The 17257-nt window shown below is 64.7% G+C and carries 15 protein-coding genes; 9 read left to right on the top strand and 6 right to left on the bottom strand.

The genetic code is table 11. The features are described 5' to 3' along the window. Positions 1–62: 62 nt before the first annotated feature. From NDK18_RS05645 to cysD, 4 genes are all read right to left on the bottom strand, one after another. Positions 63–2396 carry a beta-N-acetylhexosaminidase gene (locus NDK18_RS05645; protein ID WP_250627277.1) on the bottom strand — a complete coding sequence of 778 codons (2334 nt, stop codon included), beginning with the start codon at positions 2394–2396 and terminating at the stop codon, positions 63–65. Continuing rightward, positions 2393–3451: a glucokinase gene (locus tag NDK18_RS05640; protein WP_250625285.1), complete on the bottom strand. Its 1059-nt coding sequence runs from the start codon at positions 3449–3451 to the stop codon at positions 2393–2395. Before NDK18_RS05640 ends, NDK18_RS05645 begins: the two co-directional genes overlap by 4 nt. A gap of 139 nt (positions 3452–3590) precedes the next feature. Further along, a complete protein-coding gene (gene cysC, locus NDK18_RS05635; protein ID WP_250627276.1) occupies positions 3591–5444 on the bottom strand; it encodes an adenylyl-sulfate kinase in 1854 nt (617 codons plus the stop codon). Continuing rightward, entirely contained in the window at positions 5444–6352 is a 909-nt protein-coding gene (gene cysD / locus NDK18_RS05630; protein WP_345777069.1) for a sulfate adenylyltransferase subunit CysD, read from the bottom strand. Before cysD ends, cysC begins: the two co-directional genes overlap by 1 nt. A 268-nt stretch (positions 6353–6620) precedes the next feature. Here cysD and NDK18_RS05625 point away from each other — a divergent pair, with 268 nt between their 5' ends. Further along, a complete protein-coding gene (locus NDK18_RS05625; protein ID WP_250627274.1) occupies positions 6621–7223 on the top strand; it encodes a hypothetical protein in 603 nt (200 codons plus the stop codon). An 8-nt stretch (positions 7224–7231) separates the two neighbouring features. Here NDK18_RS05625 and NDK18_RS05620 read toward each other — a convergent pair whose 3' ends face one another. Next, a complete protein-coding gene (locus tag NDK18_RS05620) occupies positions 7232–7900 on the bottom strand; it encodes a class I SAM-dependent methyltransferase (RefSeq protein WP_250625290.1) in 669 nt (222 codons plus the stop codon). A 27-nt stretch (positions 7901–7927) separates the two neighbouring features. Continuing rightward, complete coding sequence (locus NDK18_RS05615) at positions 7928–10666, bottom strand: glycosyltransferase (RefSeq protein ID WP_250627273.1); 2739 nt, start codon at positions 10664–10666, stop codon at positions 7928–7930. 325 nt (positions 10667–10991) lie between these two features. On the opposite strand from NDK18_RS05615, the gene NDK18_RS05610 reads away from it, so the two are divergent. The 8 genes from NDK18_RS05610 to NDK18_RS05575 all read left to right on the top strand — a co-directional run bounded on the left by NDK18_RS05610 (position 10992) and on the right by NDK18_RS05575 (position 17256). Then, on the top strand, positions 10992–12137 hold the full coding sequence (locus NDK18_RS05610) for a flagellin N-terminal helical domain-containing protein (RefSeq protein ID WP_250625292.1): 1146 nt from the start codon (positions 10992–10994) through the stop codon (positions 12135–12137). Between the two features lie 137 nt (positions 12138–12274). Then, the gene (fliD, locus tag NDK18_RS05605; protein WP_250627272.1) at positions 12275–13771 is read left to right on the top strand and encodes a flagellar filament capping protein FliD; all 1497 of its coding nucleotides are present in this window, start codon (positions 12275–12277) and stop codon (positions 13769–13771) included. Between the two features lie 10 nt (positions 13772–13781). Beyond that, positions 13782–14204, top strand: a complete 423-nt coding sequence (fliS, locus tag NDK18_RS05600) for a flagellar export chaperone FliS (protein ID WP_250625294.1) — start codon at positions 13782–13784, stop codon at positions 14202–14204. Then, positions 14204–14506, top strand: a complete 303-nt coding sequence (locus tag NDK18_RS05595; protein ID WP_250625295.1) for a flagellar protein FliT — start codon at positions 14204–14206, stop codon at positions 14504–14506. The genes fliS and NDK18_RS05595 overlap by 1 nt, the downstream gene beginning before the upstream one ends. A 5-nt stretch (positions 14507–14511) precedes the next feature. Beyond that, positions 14512–14652 (top strand): hypothetical protein, encoded by a 141-nt coding sequence (locus NDK18_RS05590; protein ID WP_250625296.1) that lies wholly within the window; start codon positions 14512–14514, stop codon positions 14650–14652. Next, positions 14649–14873 carry a flagellar protein FliT gene (gene fliT, locus NDK18_RS05585; protein WP_250625297.1) on the top strand — a complete coding sequence of 75 codons (225 nt, stop codon included), beginning with the start codon at positions 14649–14651 and terminating at the stop codon, positions 14871–14873. The genes NDK18_RS05590 and fliT overlap by 4 nt, the downstream gene beginning before the upstream one ends. Before the next feature lie 60 nt (positions 14874–14933). Further along, complete coding sequence (locus NDK18_RS05580) at positions 14934–15488, top strand: PilZ domain-containing protein (protein ID WP_250625298.1); 555 nt, start codon at positions 14934–14936, stop codon at positions 15486–15488. A gap of 361 nt (positions 15489–15849) precedes the next feature. Further along, positions 15850–17256 (top strand): sigma-54 dependent transcriptional regulator, encoded by a 1407-nt coding sequence (locus tag NDK18_RS05575; RefSeq protein ID WP_250625299.1) that lies wholly within the window; start codon positions 15850–15852, stop codon positions 17254–17256. The last annotated feature ends 1 nt before the right edge of the window (position 17257 follow it).

Raw genomic sequence — 17257 nt, 5'->3', positions numbered from 1 at the left:
GGCCTCACGAGAAGGCCTTTCCCCTCAATGCCACGGCGCGGGACGAACGCCCCGGTCGCCGCTTACTTCGAAAACGCCATTTGCGCCAACGCCCACTGGCCATCGCGTGGATCGCCGGTGGTGAAGACGCACAGGTCACGAACGCCGACCCCCGCCGGCATGGCAACCTTTCCCTCAATACGAACTTGCCCTTTGCCTTGCACGGCGCCTTCCAGCGGCAAGCGGGCCACGAGCGGTCCCGTGCAGGAGTCGGCATGGATCTCGAATTCACCCGCCGCGCTGGCTTTGGGATGCACCACGGCATTTTTTGCCTCGTCCCCGTCGCGCCATGGGACGCGCTCGGCCGTCAGGACGACATGCTTGACGCCATCTACCGGTGCCCGCGCCAACAGCCAGCACATATGGCCCAGTTCCAGCGAATAGGTTCGCCTCGCGCCTGCTGCCTTGCCTCCGTCCAGGCGGAAGGGTGCCTGGTGGGAACAGGTGGCAAGTGCACTGCCGTCGCGGCTGATGAGGGTGGTTTCATCCAGGATCTTCGTGCGTGGCGCGGCCAATTCGAAGCCATCCGGCGCGAACGTCGCCGCGCGCAAGGTCGTCTTGCCAGTCAATTGAAGCGGACGGGAATAGGATGTCGACTGGTTGGTGGGATCCGATCCGTCCGTCGTGTAGCGAATCGTCCCGAATGCCACCTGGTTGGAAAGCTCGACCTTGAAAGCGTCATGGCCTGCTGCTGTTACCTGGAAGACGGGTGCGAACGCAGTGTCGGCATAACCGATGCCCAGCGTGCGGTAACGTGCAAGCTCCGCCGGCATGCGCTGAAGGAAGCCGTTCCAGTTGCTTGCGCCCGTCGGCGACCATCCAAGCTCTGCCAACGCGGCGACGCGCGGGAACACGGCATGCTCATCGTGCGCGAACGTCAGCATCTGCTCGGTCCACAGGCCACCCTGCACGCCGATGATGTGTTTGGCTTCGGCCGAGCTCGCCCCTTTGGGGATCACGATCGTGTCGTAGGCCTGCCGCAACGTCGCCGGCGGGGGCGGTCCTGCCCATTCATCGGGAAGGGCGGACTGGTAGTGATCGAAATAGAGCGATTCCTGGGGCGTCATGACCACGTCGTGGCCTTGCTGGAGGGCGGTCAACGCTACGCGTTCGTTGTCGTCGCCGTGCCAGGACATCACCACTTGCGACTTCGGAAGCGCCGCACCGGCGACCAGCTCGTCATCCCAGCCCACCGGCGTGCGCCCGTGTTCGATGAGATGCCCCGCGATCTGGGTCATGAACCAACCCTGCAACTGGTCCATGTTCGCCAGGCCCAGCTTGTGCATCTTCGCCTGTACTTCAGGCGATGCGTTCCACTGTTGCTTGTCGGCTTCGTCGCCGCCAATGGACACGTACCGCGAGGGGAACAGCCGCATCACCTCGTCGAGCACGTCATCGACGAATTGCAAGGTCTTCTCATCGGGCTTGAGCAGCCATGGGCTGACACCCCAGCTGGTCCACACCGCCGGGCGCTTGCCCGTGACACCCAACCACGGATAGGCGGCGATGGCTGCCTGCGAATGGCCGGGAAGATCGATTTCCGGTACCACGTCCACGTAGCGCTCGGCGGCATAGCGGACGATCTCGCGCACGTCGGCTTCCGTGTAGAAGCCGCAGTAGGGCTTATCGGCCGAACCGGTCAGCTCGGCGTCCAGGCCTGCCGCCTCGCGGCATGCGCCGATTTTCGTCAGATCGGGATATTTCGGGATCTCCAGCCGCCATCCCTGGTCTTCAGTCACATGCCACAGCAACACATTCAGCTTGCTGAGCGACATCCAGTCGATCAGCTGCTTGATATCGGCCACGCTCTGGAAATGCCGTCCGGAGTCGAGCAGGATGGCGCGCCACGCAAAGCGTGGGTGATCCTCAATGACGCCATGGGTCACCTTGACGGGTGTGCCCCTTGTCCAGCCCGGTGGCGTGAGCAATTGCCACACGGTAACGCTGCCATAGAACGCACCGCGCGGGGTGCGTGCGGTGACGACGATGCCGCCGTCGTCCACCGTGATGAGGTAACCCGAATCGTCCGCGACGTTGGCGCCCGGATTCACGTCAAAGGTGATCGAAGGATGGGAGGCGCCCGGTGTCGCCACGTGCAAGTGCAAGCCATGGGTATCGGCCAACCGTTGCACGAGCCGATTGGCGATGGACTGCAACTCCTGGTGATCGGCGCCCTTGACCAGGACCACGGCACCATCGCCGATGTCTACCGCACCCGAGGCGGCGGGGCTGGCCTTTGCCGGCTGCGGCAGCAACGACCAGGAAGGAAGGGAAGGCGCCGCAACCACCGCGCCCGTTGCCGCCAGCCACACCACCGCCAGGCAAAGGACCATGGCCGATGTCGCGCGGCGGTTCATGCGGCCGCACCGTCGACTGCTGCAGGCCAAGGCGTTCCGGCACCCGACATACCATGCCGGAGATACCATCGGGCCGCTCCGTGCACGCCATGACGGCCGTGCTCAGTCACCCACACCGGCACGTGCGACAGCAGCGCTCGCGCGCTGCGTCCGTGCAGGAACCGCTCCTCGAAGGTGCTGCGCTTGAGCCATTCGAAGATGGAAGAAAGGAAACCGCCGGCGAGGTACACGCCGCCCGTGGGCATGAAGGCCATCGCGAGATTGCCGGCAAGGCTTCCAAGGCACGCGCAGAAAACATCCAGCGCTTCCACCGCTTGGCCGTCGCTGCTTGCTACGGCCGCCGTCGTGACGGCTTCCGGCGTCGCCAGGGTTGGCTTTGCCCCATCGAGCGCGCAAAGGGTCGTGTAGATGGTCAGCAGGCCCGGACCCGACACGATGTATTCGAATGGGACGTAGCCACCATGGGGCGCAATGTGCGCGAGGATCTCGCGCTCGCGAAGGGAATTCGGGGCGAAATCCATCTGGCCCGCCTCCGTCCCCAGCACGAAGCCGCCGGCAGGGCTGGGCACGTGTACGGCCGCGCCAAGGCCCGTGCCTGGTCCGATCACCAGGGTTGGCCCGCTGGAAGGCGTGTCCGGTCCACACAGGTGGTGGCCATCGTCGGTGAGCGAGCCATCCAGGGCATAAGCCAGCGCTTCGAAGTCGTTGAGGAAAGCAACCTGGTCAAAGCCCAGCGCCTGGCGCAGCTGTGTCAGGCGGATGGGCCAGGCAAGGTTGTCGTTCACCACTTCATCGCCAAGGACCTGGCCGGCGCAGGCGAGCACGCAGTGCTTCACCGGGACAGGCACGTGAGCCTCGATGAAAGCCTGGAGCAGCTCGGACAGTGTCAGGAATTGCGCGCACGGGTAGACCCGATAGGCCAGCATCTCGACGCCGCCGGCCCCATCGCCGGATGCGCGCATGAGCGCGACACGCCCGTGCGTGCCGCCAATATCGGCGGCCAGGAACGGCGTTGCCGGTACTCCTGCCAGTAGGTCGGAATGGTTGGTTGCCACGTCCAGCGCGCTCCCCCGCATTGGAACTGTCTTTAGCCTGTAACGGAATTGACACCGGTGTCAAGCGGTGGCGCAACATGCACGGAATCGGCCGATCAGGGGAGGTGGCCGGGGATCCTGCCGCCCGGCGGTGGCTGTCCTACGGCGTTATCCGGCCGGCCAGCCAGGCGGCCAGCCTGTCGGCCTGGAGCTGGGGCGAGGCGTCCAGGGTCATCAGATGGACGTCCGCGTCCGCCGGTGGTTCGTAGGGGGAGTCGATGCCGGTGAAGTTGGCCAGCAGCCCTTTCCGTGCCTTGCGATACAGGCCCTTGGGATCGCGCAGTTCGCATTCGGCCAACGGTGTATCGATGTACACCTCGACGAACTCTCCCGGCTCGAACCGCTCGCGGGCGAATTCCCGCTCGGCGGCGAAGGGCGAGATCGCACACACCAGCACCACGAGCCCCGCGTCCACCATCAGGTGCGCGACTTCGGCCAGGCGACGGATATTCTCCACGCGCGCTTCGGCGGTGAAGCCAAGGTCGTTGTTCAGGCCATGGCGAACGTTGTCCCCATCGAGAAGGTAGGTGTGGTGCCCGAGCGCGGTGAGGCGCTGTTCCAGCAGGTTGGCGATCGTGGACTTGCCCGATCCCGAAAGCCCGGTGAACCACACGCACAGCGGCTTCTGGGCCTTGGCATGGCTGCGGATGGCCTTGTCCACGTCCATGTGCTGCCAGTGGATATTGGCTGAACGGCGCAGGGCGAAATCGAGCCGGCCGCAGGCAACGGTCGCCCGGCTCTGCAGGTCGACCAGCACGAAACCGCCCAGTGCTGGGTTGGAGGTGAAGGGCTCGAAGGCGATGTCATGGTCGAGGTCCAGGTTGCATGCGCCGACCTCGTTGAGTTCCAACCGCCTTGCCGCCAGGGGCGCCTGGGTATGGACATCCACCTTGTGCTTGATCGCGGTGATGCGGGCTCTTACGCGGCCGGTTCCCTGCAGCAGATCGTAGGCGCGTCCCGGCAGCATGGGCTCTTCGCCCATCCACAGAAGATGGCAGGCGAACTGCGAGGCTTCCGGACACGGCGCGCCGGCGCTGGCGAGCACCTGGCCCCGCCCGGCCTGCACATCCGGCTGCAATGTGAGCATCACGGCCTGGCCCCGCCGCGCGGCGTCGGCAGGTTCACCGGCGACATGCAAGGTAGCCACGCGCGCGGTGGTCTTGCCGGGCTGGACCAGCACCTCGTCGCCCACCTGGACGCAACCGGCCTCGACGATACCGGCGTAGCCGCGGTAGTCCTGGTGAGGACGCACCACGAGCTGGATCGGCAGGCGGAAGTCGCCATCAACAGGCTGCGGTAGCGGAGCTTCCTCCAGTGCCTGGAGCAGGGTGGGTCCGATATGCCATGGCATGCGCGGCGAACGCGTTGCGATGTGATCGCCATCGGTCGCCACCACTGGGATGGCCACGACGCGGGCGATGCCGAGTTGGTCGGCCAGGGCCTGGTACGCCGCGCGAATGCCCTCGAACACGGTGGGGTCGAACCCAACCAGGTCCATCTTGTTCACCGCCAGGATGACCTGCCCGATGCCCATCAGCGCGCAGATATAGCTATGCCTCCGAGTCTGCGCGAGCAGGCCCTTGCGCGCATCCACCAGCACCACGGCAAGCGATGCGGTGGAGGCGCCCGTGGCCATGTTGCGCGTGTATTGTTCGTGGCCCGGGCAGTCGGCGACGATGAAGCTCCGATGCGCCGTGTGGAAGTAGCGGTAGGCCACATCGATGGTGATGCCCTGTTCGCGCTCGGCCGCCAGGCCATCGGTCAGCAGCGCGAAGTCCAGCTTGCCGGGTGCGTCGGGATGTTGTCGTGCGCTGTCGCACGCCAGGGTGGCCAGATGATCTTCCGGGAGCATGCCCGCATCGTGGAGCAGTCGGCCAAGCAAGGTGCTTTTGCCATCGTCCACGCTGCCGCAGGTGATGAAGCGCAGCAGGTCGTCCGTCTCGGTTGCCGCCATCAGAAGTAACCTTCCTGCTTCTTGCGTTCCATGGATGCCTCCGGATCTCGGTCGATGACGCGGCCCTGGCGCTCCGACGTCCGCGCGTCGATCAGCTCGTCGATCAGGGCATCGAGCGTCGTGGCGTTCGATTCGATGGCAGCGGTTAGTGGATAGCAGCCCAGCGTGCGGAAGCGCACCCGGCGCACTTGAACCTGTTCACCCGCCCGCGGGACAAGCCGCTCGTCATCGACGACCAGCCATGCCCCATTGCGCTCGATGACGGGTCGCTCCGTCGCAAAATAAAGCGGCACCACTTCGATACCTTCGCGCCTGATGTACCGCCAGATATCCAGCTCCGTCCAGTTGGACAGCGGGAATGCCCGCGCGGTCTCGCCTGGGGTAAGGCCGGTGTTGTAGAGATGCCATAGCTCCGGGCGTTGCGCCTTCGGGTCCCAGCGATGCTGGACGTTGCGGAATGAAAATATCCGCTCCTTGGCGCGGGAAATTTCCTCATCACGTCGCGCGCCGCCGATGGCGGCATCAAACCCGTGCCGATCCAGCGCTTGCCTAAGCGCCACCGTCTTCATCAGCTCGGTATGGACCTTTGCGCCGTGGACGAGGGGCGAGATGCCCTGGGCCAGGGCTTCGACGTTGGTGTGGACCAGGAGGGTGATATCCGGGGCAGCCGCCACGCGCTCGCGCAAGGCGTACATCTGGCGGAACTTCCAGGTGGTATCCACATGCAGCAGGGGTATCGGTGGAGGGGCCGGGGCAAAAGCCTTGCGCAGCAGGTGCAGCAGAACCGAGGAATCCTTGCCGATCGAATAGAGCATGACAGGCTTGCGGAAGCCTGCGGCGACCTCGCGGATCACATGGATCGCCTCGGCTTCCAGGGTGTCCAGATGTGGCATGGCTGGCCCGGTCATGGCGGAGCAGGCCAACTCCGGGAACGCACGGCGCGGCGCGCGAAAGGCGGTTGCCAGGTCATTTTTGCCCTCTCCTGAAGCCAGGAGCGTAAGCGGTTTCGCCATGCTTGGGAATTGGGTCTTTGGATCGGAGACGAGGTGCGGTCGTGAATTGGCTCCAATCATTTCAGGAAGATTGGACATTTGCCGTAACCAGGCAAGGTCCTAGGCTCGTGGCTGATAAACGGGCCCTGCCAGCCGGCGCGGTCGATCCTGATGAGAGCGAGCGATGAATCTACGGACACTCAGTCGAACATGGGCCGTGCCCTTCCTGCTTACCGCCGTCGGCGCGACGGCGACGGGCGCTCCGCCTGCGAAACCGGAACCGGCGTCCACCGCTCCGGCAGTCACCGAACGCGATGGCTCGCATGACTTCGACTGGGAGATCGGTACCTGGGCCACGAGCGTGAAAGTGCTGCGCAACCCCTTGTCGCCGAAGGCGGCGTGGGTGGAATTCAACGGCACGTCGGTCATTCATGCCCTGGGCGGTGGCCGGGCCAACCTGGTTGACCTCGACGTCTCAGGGCCGGTGGGTCGGATCCAGGGGGTGTCGCTGCGGCTCTACAACGTCCAGGCGCGCCAGTGGGGTCTTAACTTCGCCAATATGGGCGACGGCCTGCTGACGCCTCCCTCGGTCGGGGAATTCAAGAACGGCCGCGGCGAGTTCTATGGAACCGACACGCTACGCGGGCGGACGATCCTTGTCCGCTTCGTGATCCTCGATGTCACGCCGGACTCGGCGCGCTTCGAGCAATCCTATTCCGCCGACGGCGGCAAGACCTGGGAGCTGAACTGGATCGCCACCGATCGCCGACTGCCGGCAAAGCCTTAGAAAATCCCTCAGGCAGCCTTGCCCCGCAACACGTACTGCAACGCCAACGCATCCTGCGCGGCCATCTCCGGGTCGGCCTGCGCGGCGGCCGCCATGGCCTTGATGATCGGCAGGAATACATGGCGTTGCGGATCGTCGAAGATGCGCGCCATGCCATCTTCCACGGCGAAGCCTGCGCCCTGGAACATCTCGATCATGGTCATGCGCGTGAACCAGCGGATATGGGTGCGATCGAACAGGCCCGAGTCTTCGTAACGGAAGTTGCCGAACGACAACTTTGCCTGGACGCTCCAATGCTGGGCATTGGGGATGCAGGCGACCACGGTGCCGTCGGGCGGCAGCACGGCGCGGATATTGGCAAGCAGTTTCCATGGATCGTGTAGGTGTTCGAGCACGTCGCCAAATACCCAGCAATCGCCACCCAGTGTGGTGCCCAGCGTGTGGGCGTCGGCCTGTTCGACGTTGAGGTCGAGCACTTCATCGCAGTGACGGCGGGCAAGTTCCGCGTAGCTGGGGTCGATCTCGATGCCGATGTAGTGCGCATCGGGGTTGATCGCCTTGTAAGCGCGGGCGAGGGCGCCTGAGCTGCAGCCCACTTCCACCACGCGGCGCGCGTTGGTGGGCATGAACTTCAAGAGGTCCGGATTGTGCTGCTCGTGCACGGGTGTCTGATGCATGATGGCGTCTCGCTTTTTGAATGGGGGTCAGCCGGGAAGCCAGGCTTTGGCCCAGTCTTCCAGGTGCTGTCCGGTAAGCATGTAGTTGCGGTGGATCGCCGCGCGCAGCTCGTCGCCGGCACGCTCCGTGGCGTCCAGGTCCGACAGGTGCATGCGGATCGCCTGCATCCAGTCGCGGTAGCGATTCTTCACGCGCGTCACGGGCAGGTCGTCGCGATAACAGATGATGTCGCTGCAGACCACCGGGAATCCGCAGGCGCCGTATTCCATCAGGCGCAGGTTGCTCTTGCAGGCATTGAAGATGTTGTCTTCGAGCGGAGCCAGGGCCAGATCCAGGTTGAGCGAGGCCATCTTCTCCGGGTACAGCTCGATCTGCACGCCGTACTGGAAGTCGTGCACGTAGGGACGGAGTTTTTCCGGGCACATCCCCAGGAATACCCATTCCACTTCGTCGGCCAGGTCACGGACCACGTCGGCGATCAGTTCAAGGTCACCACGGTGGCTGGAGCCACCGCCCCAGCCCACGCGCGGCTTCTTGCCCACGCGGCGTTGGCTGGGGGTGAGGCTGCCCCACCAGTTCACCGGCAGGCGGTTCTTCACCACGCGAATATCGCTGTGCAGGTGCGACATCTGCTCGGCCAATGGTTCGGTGGACACCACGAAGCGGTCGACCATCCCCAGGGCCAGGCGCAGGTTGCGCGGCAAGTCGGGGGTTTTCATGGTCTTGTAATGGGCGCTCTTGACCGGGATGTGGGTGAGGTAGTCGTCCAGTTCGAACACGCGGAAGGCGCGCGAGAGCTCCTTCATTTCCTTCACGCGGTCGCGCTGGCTGGGACCCATCTGGCGCTGCAGCACCACGGTGTCGGCTTCGGCGCGGGCCAGTTCCACCGGCAGCAGGTAACGCTCACTCACCAGGCCTTCGATCTTGCCTTCGCGCTGCATCGAGGCGAACGGCTGGCGAACGCGATAGTGGCCACAGCCGAAGGCATCGCCGGGAATCACCACCGCACGCGGCAATACCGGCTTGGCAAACGGCTGCCACGCCACATGGCGTTGTTCGTTCAGGCTGAAGTTGGTGTTGAGGATGCTCAGGTTCCGGTTATAGGCCGGATCGCGAACCATCCACGGCTGCCAGCGCCGGTTGAGGTTGGCGTGTTCGTTGTCCGACAGCTGGCGCAGGGCCTGCACGAAAGCGTTCTGCCCGGCGATGGCGCGGGTGTCGCGCATCACGCGCGCGTGCGGCGTCCACACGGTCAGGAAGCCGGCTTCACGTGCTTTCAGGCACAAGTCCACGGCATGGTAATGATTGGGAAAGATGCCATCGCTGAAGCCGTCGACCGCCACGAACACGTCGCGTCGCACCAGCAGGCATTCGGCACCGATGGCGCTGTAGTTCTGGTCCAGCTGCAGGCGCTGCATGTAACCCGGGGCGGTGGCGGCCTCGCCGCGGAAGGCCGCATGGGCAGTGCCGCCGAGCCCAAGGATCACACCGGCGCTGTCCACCCTTGAATCGGGTGAATGCATGCGCGCACCCACCACGCCAACTTCCGGGCGTCGGGCATGCTGCATCATCACTTCGAGCCATTCGGCGTGAAGCACGCCCACGGTGACGTCCAGGAACAGGAAGTATTCACCGCGCAAGGAGCCGTAGGCTGCGTTGGCCGCCCCGGCTCGTGAGGATTGCTCGTCCAGGCGATGTACGCGCAGCGCGGGATTGCCCATCGCCGACACGCCGTCAAGATAATTGCGTACCGCGGGATTTATCGTGCCGTTGTCCACCAGCACCACTTCGAAGGCCGGGTAGCGGGTGTTGCCCAGCAGGCTTTCCATCAGCACCGTGAGCTTGCCGAACTCGTCGCCGGCGGTGACCACCACCGACACCAGCGGCGGTGCGCCTTCATGGAGATACTCCACGCGGTGACTGCCCATGAAGGGGCCATCGTGCAGCCGGTGGGCCACGCCCAGGCGATCAAGGTGGGCGTCAAGCACGGCGGCGCTTTGCGGCGCGACATCGCCGCGTGAAAGCCATTGCGCGAAGGGGAGGGCGGCGTGATAGGTAACGTCGTCGATGTGGCCGACGGCGGGCAGGCCATCGGCCTCGATCACGCGCAGCACGTAGTCGTGCAGGTATAGGCCGCCGTGGTCTTCGTCGAAACCATGCATTTCCAGCAGGCGCGCGCGCCTGAGCGCAAGCGAGCGGCCCAGGTACGGCACGCTGCGCAAGAGATCCAGGTTGATGTCCGGGCGGAAGATCGGGTCCTGGAAGCCTTCCGGCCCGATGCTGTCCTCGTCGCTATAGATGACCTGTAGCTCCGGCGCCGTGCGCACGTGGTCGGCTACCAAGTACAGCGCCAGCGTGTCGAGCGTGTCGCCCGCATGCACCAGCAGTACCCAGTCGCAGTCACTGGCGGCGATGGCGTTGCCGATCTGGTGGACGTCGGCGGACGGGCATACCTGTACTTCGCGCGCGCCATAAAGCTGTTCGGCGAGCGACGCCAGGGTAAGGCCTCGCGCGATGGGGTCGATGTCGTCGTCCAGTACCAGCACCATCACGCTGGGCGGCGACTGCCACGCCTGCATGCTCCTGATGGCGGCCTCGCGGTGGCCGTCGCTTAAGCGGCGTCGAGCGATCCACGACACATAAGGCGGCGCTTCGACGACCTCGGCCGTAGCCTCGTCGCGATCGCCTTCCGTCAAAGGTTCGACGTCGGTGTTTTCGGCATCCGCCAGGGCGGATTCTTCGAAAACGTCTTGTTCTTGCGTCATCTAACCACTCCAGGGGGAGCCATATCCGGGGGCCCCGACGCCGGAAAACCGGCGCTCGCGGGGCGAACGCGTGGAGAGTGCAAATTCGCTGCCAATGCTTGTTTTAAAGGCTTTTCTGCTGTCCTCAGGGCCTCCGTGGGGCTTGGCACGCGGCTTGCTGAACAGCCCCCGGGACCGTGTGTGCGGCACTTGCTCTCAAGTATTCGGCAAGGGCGCCGAAACATATCCCCGAGGCGGTCGGCATTTCCGACAGTGGAATCCCCGCCGGGATGTACTCAGCACAGTTATGCACCGGCCAACTATTCCGCTTTAGGAGAGTTATCAAATGTCACTCGTTATTAATACCAATGCTTCTTCGCTGAACGCGCAGAATAACCTGACCAAGTCGACCAGCGCCCTGGCGCAGGCGACCGAGCGTCTTTCCTCGGGCCTGAAGATCAACAGCGCCAAGGACAACGCCGCCGGTTACGCCATCTCCACGCGTTTCTCCACCCAGATCGGCGGCCTGTCCCAGGCTTCGTCGAACGCTTCGGACGCCATCTCGCTGGCCCAGACCACGGGCTCGGCGCTGGACGAAGTGACCGCCAACCTCCAGGCCATCCGTGACCTGGCCGTGCAGTCCGCCAACGGCACCTACACCGATACCGACCGCGCCGCGATCGATACCGAAGTGCAGCAGCGCCTGTCGGAAATCACCCGCATCGCGAACCAGACGGACTTCAACGGCACCAAGGTGCTGGACGGTTCCACGAGCTCCTTGTCGTTCCAGGTCGGTGCCAACGTCGGCCAGACCATCTCCGTGGCCCTGGGCCAGGGCGTCCGCGCCGACCAGGTCGGTGCCATCGCCACCTCGTCCACCGACGACCTGTCGGCCCTGTTCGCCAGCGGCGCTTCGGTGACCCTGGGTTCGGGTGACTTCTCGATCGCCACCGGTGCCGGTTCCACCTCCGGTACGGTTGACGTGACCGGTACCTTCAACTCCATCCAGGACCTGTCCGACGCCATCAACGCTTCCAACTCCGGCGTGTCCGCCGCGGTCAGCGCCGACGGCAAGAAGATCAACCTGTACTCCGCCACCGCGCTGGACGTCACGGTTGGCACGGGTTCGGGCGCTTCGGGCATTTCCTCGGGCGGCGAGATTTCTGGTGCGGTCAGCGGTTCGCTGTCCGGCGGCGACGTGAAGACGGTGGATGACGCCAATGCGCTGATCTCCCGCGTCGATACGGCCCTGACCTCGGTCAGCAACCTGGCTTCGAACCTGGGCGCGATCCAGAACCGCTTCCAGTCCACGATCAGCACGCTGTCTGCCGAATCGGCCAACCTGACCAGTTCGCAGTCCACGATCCAGGACGCGGACTTCGCGGCGGAAACCGCGAATCTGTCAAAGGCCCAGGTGCTGCAGCAGGCCGGTATCTCGGTGCTGTCGCAGGCCAACTCGCAGCCGCAGCAGGTCCTGAAGCTCCTCCAGTAACTGTTTGAAGTTTTGCATGGCGTGGCGGCGAAAGCCGCCACGCCTTTGCAAGATGCCGGCAAAGTCCATGCGCTGATGGCGTGGGTTTTGCCGGCATCTCGTGCACCAAACGACACGAACGCCCTCCAGGACATGCCATGACCACCACGTCGACCGTTGGAAACTCCGACCTCAGCGCGATATTGAGCCAGCTCAATGTGAGCTCGTCGGGCGGTAGCGGGGCGGCATCGGGTGCATCGGGCAGTTCCGGCAGCAGCGGAACCAATCTTGCCGGCCTGATCAGCGCCGCGGGCATCGGCTCGGGCCTGGATGTCGATTCCATCGTCACCGCGCTGGTGAACGCCCGCAAGGCAGGCGAGCAGAACCAGATCGACTCCAAGACCACCCAGGCCAACGCGCAGTTGACGGGCATCAATGCCCTGAAGCTGGCGCTGTCGAACCTCAACGGCGCGATCACCAAGCTTTCCCAGTCCACCACCTACAGCACGTATTCGGCCACATTGTCGAATACCTCGGTGGGCACGACCTCCACGCTCACCTCTGCCCAGCCGGGCAGCTACAACGTGGTGGTGTCGCAGTTGGCCACCGCGCAGAAGCGCACCAGCAATACCTATGGCACCAAGGATGCGGTGGGCGAGGGCACGCTGACCATCGGCGTGGGCGGCAAGAATATCAACGTTGCCGTTTCGGCCACGGCCAGCCTTGCCGACATTGCCGCCGCCATCAACGGCGCCACCGGTAACCCGGGTGTGCAGGCCACGGTGGTGAACGGTGCCAATGGCTCGCAGCTGTTGCTCAGTTCCACCAAGACGGGCGCGGCCAACGCCTTCACCATCAGTGCCAACGCCACCAGCAGCGATGGGCTTACCGCCCTCGCCAATCAGTTGGCGACGCCTGCCGCCGATGGTTCGGGCGTTGCCCAGGATGCCAAGCTCACGGTGGATAACATTCCCGCCACCAGCGCCAGCAATAGCGTCAGCGGCGTGCTCGATGGCGTAACGCTGAACCTCACGGCCACCGGCACCACCCAGCTCACCGTGGCCCAGGACACCAGCGGCATCTCACAGGATGTGTCGGATTTCGTCGATGCCTATAACGACTACCAGACCACCGTCGATACGCTGGAAAGCTACGACCCAAACACCAAGACGTCCGGCGTATTGCTGGGCGACAGCATGCTCAATTCGGTCAAGCGGCAGGTAGCCAGCCTGATCAATGGCGCGGTGCCGGGCAACGCCTTCGGTACCCTGGCGAACCTGGGCATCACGCGTGATTCCAGCGGCCAGATGACCTTCGACAGCGGCAAGCTGAGCACGGCCCTTGCCAGCAATCCCACCGGAGTACGTGATCTTTTCTCCGGTACCAACGGCATTGGCACCAAGCTTGCCGCCACCACCAACACGCTGATTTCGTCCTCGGGCATCATCGCCACCCGCGCCACGGCCCTCACCGCCAGCCTGACGCGCCTGGACACGCAGCAGACCGCGCTCGATTCGCGCATGTCCACGTATGAATCGATGCTCCGTACGCAGTACACCCAGCTAGATACCCTGATGTCGACGTTGAATACCACCAGCTCGTACCTGACCAAGGCACTGGCTGGGCTGGAAGCGACGTACACCAAGAACAACTAAGGAATAAGCCATGTCCTACGGTTACCCGCGCAGCGCCAGCGCCATGTACCAGCAGAACGCGGTGCACGGGCGCGTGGAAGACGCCGATCCGCACCAGCTGACCATGCTGCTGATGGACACGGCCATCGAGCGCATCAACCAGGCACGCAATCACCTGGCCCGCGGCGACCTGGGCGGCAAGGCGATCAGCGTGTCCAAGGCGATGGCGATCGTGGTTGAACTGCGTGCAAGCCTCGACCATGCCAAGGGCGGCAAGCTCAGCGGCCGCCTGGAAGCTCTTTACGAATACGTCGGCCGGCGTTTGCTGGCGGCGCAGGCCCACAACGACGATGCCGCCCTGGCTGAATCGGCGCGCCTGCTCAGCCCCATCCGCGACAGTTGGCGCGAAATTCGCAGCCAGTACCTGGCCTCCATGCAGGCGGGTGCCGCCTGATGAGCTCCACCAACCACGATGCCCTGCGCCTGGCCGTCGCCGCCAGCGAGCGCATGCTTACCGCGGCGTCCTCTGGCGACTGGGACGCCGTGGCGGCACTGGAACCTGAGCGCGCACAGGCCTTGGGCCTGGGGCATCCGGCCGATGCCACCAGCGTGGAATTGCTTCGCCGCATGCTCGAATGCAACCGTGCCATTGAAGGCCACGCCGCCACGGCGCGGGCGGAGGTTGCGCGCAAGCTTGGCCAAAGCGGACAGGGTTACCGCGGAGCCAGCGCCTACCTGGCTGCCGCCCGCAGCTGAGTGCCATGCAAGCTCCCGCGCCACAAGCCTTGCCCGACCTGGTGGACCACACCAGGGAACTGATCGACGCTGTCCTTGCCCGGCTGGACCGGGCCGACCGCGTGCTCGGCGAGCTTTGCTCGCAGTTGCTTGCACCGCCGCCATGAGCGTGGACGTGATCGAACGCGCCCTGGCCATCACCGGCGCGATGCATGAAGCGGCCTCGCGCCAGGACTGGCAGGCCGTTGCCACCCTCGAGGCTGAGCGCGCCGCCTTGCTGCAGGGCCCGTTGCCCGCTGACGACGCTACGTTGAAGTCGATCAAGGCCATGCTTGCCATAGACGCGATGACAAAGACCCGCGCAAGGGAAGCGCGGGACCACCTTTGATATGTGCGCCGTGTCACAAAACGAGTATTGTCTGCTCAACGAACGGGGAGCGGGCAGGGCATGAGCCAGGACATCTATAGGGAGTTCAGCGACCGGGTCGCCTACGAGGCGCTGTTGCACGCGTCCTGCACCCTGGCGGATGCCCCCGACGCCCGCGAGTTGGCCTTGCTCAATGAGCGCAATGCCAGCCTGCTGACCACCGTGGGTTCGCTCACCGAGCGCCGCGCCGACACCCTGGAAGATGATAGTGCTGTCCTGCAGGAGCTCACTCGCATCGATGCCAAGCTCAATGCGGTGATCGAGCTGGTCAATCGCCTCGCGCTGCCATCGGCCGCCCTGCCGCCCCGCGTGGAAGTGCGGTTCAATGCCTGGGCAGCGGAGCTTCCACGCAAGATCCTGCCCGATCCGGGCAAGCGGGTGATGCTGCGCATCCACTTCGATGCCTGCCGTGCGTTGCCCCTGGAGTTGCCCGGCCAGGTAGTCCATGCCCCGGGTACCCAGGTGGGCCTGGTGGCCTTCCAGGGACTCTCCGAAGGCGTCCGCGACGCCATGGAAAGGCTGGTATTCCGCCAGCACCGACGCCAGGTGGCCGAAGCCAGGCAGATGGTGCGCTAAGCGCCGTCGCCCGCCGCCCCAGCGCTCTGCAGGCCGTGCCTGCCGGCCTTTTCCCGGCCGCCGAAGTGCCTTGCATCAAACGTTTTCACGCGCTGTGGACACACTGCGTCACATTTGCGACGCGTGTCGTCATTGCTGGCGGTTACGTCACTTTCTGCCCCATCCCTTGCCGGCGCTTGCCCCGTTCCGGCGGCGTTGTAGGAATCTACGGGGTTCGTGGCGCTTTTCTGCCGCTGCCGCTTTCGTTGTGCGTCGGATTTCCGACGATGGCACGCTTCTTGATCTATCCCATTCAGCAGAGGGTCAAGAGCCCGTCCGGCATTGCCGACGGGTCATCACATTCGCACCAAGGGGTAGGGTCGTGAAGTCTTCCATCATTCTGGTCGTTGAGCCTGATAACAGCCGCGCCGAGTCCCTGGCCGCCGCGCTCACCTTCATGGGTTACGAGCCGCGCCGTGTCGGCCATGACGATGTCGATGGAGTGGCCGCGATGGCCGTCTTCGTCGGCTCCATTGGCGGCAACGATGCGCTGTCGGTGGCCATGGGCCCGCTGGGCGCCAAGGCCTCGAAGCTGCCGCTGCTGGTAGCCGCCGACGCCCCGATGGCTGCCGAGCTGGTTGCCATCAACGAACACCGCGGCGCGGAACTGGTCGAGTTCCCGCTGCGCTATGCACGCCTCGCCGCCGCCCTGCGTACGTTCGAGGCGCTGGCCGATGAAGCCAATGCCAACCGCCGTTTCGTCGGCGCCTCCGCTCCGATGCAGCGCATCAACAACCTGATCCGCCAGGTCGCGCCGTTCGATTCCTCGGTGCTGGTGCTGGGTGAGTCGGGGACGGGCAAGGAACTGGTAGCCCGCACCATCCACGATTGCTCACCGCGCGCCGACAAGCCTTTCATTGCCATCAATTGCGGCGCGATCCCGGCCGAACTGCTCGAAAGCGAACTGTTCGGCCACGAGAAGGGTGCCTTTACCGGCGCAATCAATACCCGCAAGGGCCGCTTCGAACTGGCCGAGGGCGGCACGCTGTTCCTGGACGAGATCGGCGACATGAGCCTGCCGATGCAGGTGAAGTTGCTGCGCGTGCTGCAGGAACGCACGTTCGAGCGCGTCGGCGGCAACAAGCCCCAGCGCTGCGATGTGCGCATCATTGCCGCCACGCACCGGAACCTGGAGCAGTCGATCCAGAACGGCATTTTCCGCGAAGACCTCTTCTATCGCCTGAACGTATTCCCGGTGGAGATGCCGCCGCTACGCGAACGCCTGGATGATCTTTCCTCGCTGATCGGCGAATTCAACCATCGCCTGGCAGCACGTGGCCTGGGCAATGTCCGGTTCTCAGGCCAAGCCCTTTCGGCACTGCGCGGTTATGCCTGGCCTGGCAACGTGCGGGAGCTCTCCAACCTCGTCGAGCGCATGGCCATCCTGCTGCCGCACGGCGAGATCCGCGCCGCGGACCTGCCGGAAAAGTATCGTGGCGCGTCGGTGGTGGAAGACATCTGCGGCGCGGCGCTGCTGGCCTATATGGAAGAGCAGCCGGTGATCGCCGACACCTATGCCAACGGCAACGACGCGGCAACCTTGCCCGCCGGTGGCCTGGACTTGAAAGACCACCTGGCCGGGATCGAGATCGGCCTGATCCGCCAGGCGCTGGACTCGGCCAATGGCGTGGTGGCCCACGCGGCCAAGCTGCTGCGCGTGCAGCGCACCACGTTGGTGGAGAAGCTGCGCAAGTACGGATTGAACGACGCGGTACAGATCACCGCTTGAG

Origin of the sequence: Pinirhizobacter soli (assembly GCF_015905305.1) — a bacterium.
In the GTDB taxonomy this organism is placed as follows: domain Bacteria; phylum Pseudomonadota; class Gammaproteobacteria; order Xanthomonadales; family Rhodanobacteraceae; genus Pinirhizobacter; species Pinirhizobacter soli.
The sequence above is the reverse complement of the archived record's forward strand: the minus strand, read 5'-3'. Positions and strand labels throughout refer to the sequence as shown.